At 32.2% G+C, this 4,203-nt stretch carries 2 protein-coding genes and 1 pseudogene; all 3 read right to left on the bottom strand.

The genetic code is table 11. From position 1 onward, the window contains the following. Window positions 1-209: hypothetical protein (locus tag PHC28_RS16330; RefSeq protein ID WP_300103165.1), on the bottom strand; the 209-nt coding region annotated here is incomplete at its 3' end. A gap of 203 nt (window positions 210-412) precedes the next feature. Next, window positions 413-3,382 carry a protein translocase subunit SecDF gene (gene secDF / locus PHC28_RS16325; protein ID WP_300103163.1) on the bottom strand — a complete coding sequence of 990 codons (2,970 nt, stop codon included), beginning with the start codon at window positions 3,380-3,382 and terminating at the stop codon, window positions 413-415. Window positions 3,383-3,606: 224 nt separating this feature from the next. Further along, window positions 3,607-4,203 (bottom strand): annotated as a pseudogene (locus PHC28_RS16320) (malate dehydrogenase); the annotation flags it as partial.

The following is a 4,203-nucleotide window of genomic DNA, read 5'->3' as shown; positions in this document are numbered from 1 at the left end:
TTTAAAGTTCCTCCTCCTGAAGTTATGGCTGATAAAGGAGCTGCAATTTCACTTGAGCAATAATATAGATATTGAGGATTTGGTGTTGGTTGAGCAGTTGCAAAAATCTTGCTATTTGAACCACCTCTATTACTTTGAGCAAATGCAGTAGCATTTAATAAAAAAGTAATTAATAATAAACAGACAAACGACCTGAAAAAATTTTCCATAATTATAGGTTTTAGGTTGCTTTAAAAAGGGGCTAATTATAGCAATATTAGGTAAATATATAAAATTTGATTCTTTAATAAAATTTATTCTCAAATTATCGTCAAGTGCAAGAAAAGTCGTAGTCAAAAAATAGTGTGACTAGTTATAAATAAAAAAGACCTGAATTTTATTCAGTACTTTTGTATTTATAAACTTCAATGTATTATACACTGTGTTCATTTTCAATTCTTAAGTGTTCTTCTTCGGACATTGTATCACACAATACTGTAGTTGCAATAAACAATGAGGAATAAGTTCCAACAATGATACCTATAAGCATTGCGAAAATAAATCCACGAATAGACTCACCACCAAAAACAAACATAATCGATAATACCAAAATCATAGTCAATGAGGTATTGATGGTTCTTGACATCGTACTATTAATAGATTGATTTACAATACTATTGAAATTACCTTTGGCTTTTTTACCATCCAAAAATTCACGCACTCTATCAAATACAATTACTGTATCATTCATAGAATACCCAATAACGGTAAGAATCGCAGCAATAAAGTGTTGATCGATTTCCATTCCGAAAGGCATAAATTTATAACATAAAGAATAAATTCCTAACACGAATATTACATCATGTACAACCGCTGCAATAGCACCTAAACTGTACTGCCATTTTCTAAAACTGATTACCAAATATAACCCCACAATAAGCATAGCTCCAAGAACCGCCCAATAAGCATTGGTTTTTATATCCTCGGCAACTGTTGGTCCCACTTTAGAAGCTTGCAAAATACCGAATTTCTTTCCGTCGTAAGCATTAACAAATTTATCATAAGTCAATCCTGCAGAATAATGCTGTTTTAGATTTTCGTATAACAGTTTGTTTACTTCTAAATCGGCTTCAACACCATGTTCTTGTACTTTATATTTTGTGGTAATTTTTAATTGATTTTCACTACCAAAAACTTTTGCTTCAGCACTACCAAAGACTTTAATAAGTTCCAACTTTATTTCTTCGGCTTTGACAGGTTTTTCAAAACGAATTTGAAACGTTCTACCTCCAACAAAATCTACTCCTTGATCAAGCCCATTTGTAGATAACGAAATTATACTTACAATAGTTATGATTGCTGAGAAAGCATAAGTCCATTTTTTAACTTTCAAGAAATCAAAATGGAAATTAGTAAAGAAATTTTTAGAAAATCCTGTAATAAATGATAGCTTGTTATTTTTAGCAATACTCCAATCGATAAAAATCCTTGCAATAAAAATTGATGTAAACAAAGAGGTTATGATACCTATTAATAATGTAGTTGCAAAACCTTTTATAGGTCCTGAACCAAAAATAAATAAAACTCCTCCAGTTAAAATGTGGGTAACATTCGCATCAACTATAGAGCGCATCGCTCCTTTCCATCCATAGGAAGATTTTACTGCTTCTTCAAGTGATTTTCCTGACCTTAATTCTTCTTTTGCTCTTTCGTAAATAATGATATTTGCATCAACGGCTGTTCCCATTGTTAAAACAATACCAGCAATACCCGGTAAAGTAAGTACAGCACCTAAACTTGCAAGAATTCCGAATAAGAATAATAAATTGACTGCTAAGGCAATATTTGCATACCAACCCGATTTACCATAATAAACTATCATCCAAAGTGACACTAAAAGTAAACCTAAAATTGCCGAATTGGTACCATTATCAATAGCTTCTTGACCCAAAGATGGCCCAACCACGTCTGACTGAACAATATCAGCAGCTGCAGGAAGTTTCCCTGCTCTTAAAACGTTAGCTAAATCTTTGGTTTGTGTAATGTCAAAATTTCCTGAAATTTCTGATCTACCACCAGAAATTGGACCACTAGTAACTCCTGGAGCTGAATAAACTATATTGTCAAGAACAATAGCAATATAACTTTTTTGTGTATAAGCTCTACCTGTCAATTCTTCCCAAGTTTTTGATCCTTGACCATTCATTTGCATAGAAACAGCTGGTTTTCCTAACTGATCAAAAACATCGCTAGCATCAGTAACCACACCACCACTCATGGCTGCGGTATTGTCTCTGTTTCCTCTTAAAGCATATAATTCAACTGCATCGATGTCTTTTCCTTCTTTATCTTGAATTGTATTTTGTTTGCCCCAAACAAATTTTGCATAATGTTGTTCTGGCGACAATAAAGCTCTAATATCTGCTCTTCTTAAATAACCTCCAACAACTGCAGTATCTTTTGGCGAAAAAAGTGCCAAAACTGGTCCTCCACCATTTCCAATAATTTTGTCAAATAATGGATTATTGCCTTTTTTAGCAGCTGTAGAATCTTTAGCGTCAGTCAACAAAGCACTAATAGAATCTTTTGCTACTGTTTTAACTTCTGGTTTTTTTATTTCGGTTTTTTTCAGAGTTTCGTTAGCAGCTGTTAAAAACTGACCCATTTCATCCATTTTGAATGTTTCCCAAAACTCTAATTGAGCAGTACTTTGCAATAATTTTTTGATTCTATCTACATCTTTAGCGCCTGGAAGTTCGACAAGAATTTGTCCAGATTCACCTAGTTTTTGAATATTAGGTTGAGTTACACCAAATTGATCGATACGTTTTCTTAATACTCCAAAAGCACTTTCTACAGATTCATCAACTTTTTTTCTGATTACTTTTTGAGCTTGAGCATCTGTCATTTGAAAATTAATTCCTCCATCTCCCTGCAAAGTTCTATTGGCAAAAATATCAGGCGAAGCTAATTTTACTGTTCCTTTTGAATTAGCTTCAAAAGCTTCGAAGAAAGCATCAATATAGGTTTGATTCCCTTTTTGATTTGCAGTTGCATCCGCTAGAGATTTATTAAAAACTGGATTTTTAGAATTATTTGATAATCCTTTCAATACGTCTTTAACAGATATTTGTAAAATAACATTGATTCCTCCTTCTAAGTCAAGACCTTTATTGATTTGTTTGTCTTTTACTTCATTGAAGGTAAAGCTGGTAAAACCAAGATTAAACACTTTTTCTTTACCTATAGAATCTAAATATTTAAGTTCTTTTTCAGGATTTCCGTTTGCAAAAGATTTTGCGTCGTCTTTTATTTTACTTGAAACGAAAGTAAAAGAAAGTTGGTAAATACTTACCATTGCAAATATGATTGCGAAAAATTTAATAAGTCCTTTATTCTGCATTATTCCTAAAATTAATTATTTATTTTATTTGTTTTTTTGCTTTAAACCCTTGTAAAATAATTTATAACAACCTTTTTTTTCGAAAAATAAAAGGCTATAAATTAGTTCCTCTTTTTTAAACCGAGCAAATATATAATTAACGTAAAGATTAACCAATTTATTTATTGATTAATATCAAAAAAAAGACCGCAACAATGCAGTCTTTCTTTTTTATACGTTAAATATTATACTAATATTGATTTCAAATCAGCATTCATGCTTCTAACGGCCTCTGCACTTTTTGCAAAAGCTGCTTTTTCAGCATCATTTAATTTAATATCAACGATTTCTTCAACTCCGTTTCTACCTATAATACAAGGTACTCCGATACAAATATCATTTTGCCCATACTCCCCTTCTACAAAAACAGAACAAGCAATCATTTTCTTTTGGTCATTCAAAATACTATCTACCAAGTAAGCAACAGAAGCACCTGGAGCATACCATGCAGAAGTTCCCAAAAGACCTGTAAGTGTAGCACCTCCAACCATAGTTGCTGCTGCTACTTTTTCTAATTCTTCTTGAGATAAGAACTGAGAAACTGGAATACCATTATATGAAGCCAAACGTGTTAATGGAATCATTGTAGTATCACCATGACCTCCAATAACCATAGCAGAAATATCATTAGATGGTTTATTTAAAGCTTTAGACAAATAATATCTAAAACGAGAACTATCTAAAGCTCCCCCCATTCCTATTATTCTGTTTCTAGGCAAACCTGTTGATTTTAAAGCCAAATAAGTCATTGTATCCATTGGGTTAGAAACCACAACAACAAT

It is taken from the genome of Flavobacterium sp. (assembly GCF_028712645.1).
GTDB lineage: Bacteria > Bacteroidota > Bacteroidia > Flavobacteriales > Flavobacteriaceae > Flavobacterium.
This window is presented reverse-complemented; position numbering and strand designations above follow the sequence as displayed.

Excerpts from the sequence above, each read along its gene's own strand:
- secDF (WP_300103163.1), bottom strand. The coding sequence starts at position 3,382 with ATGCAGAATAAAGGACTTATTAAATTTTTCGCAATCATATTTGCAATG.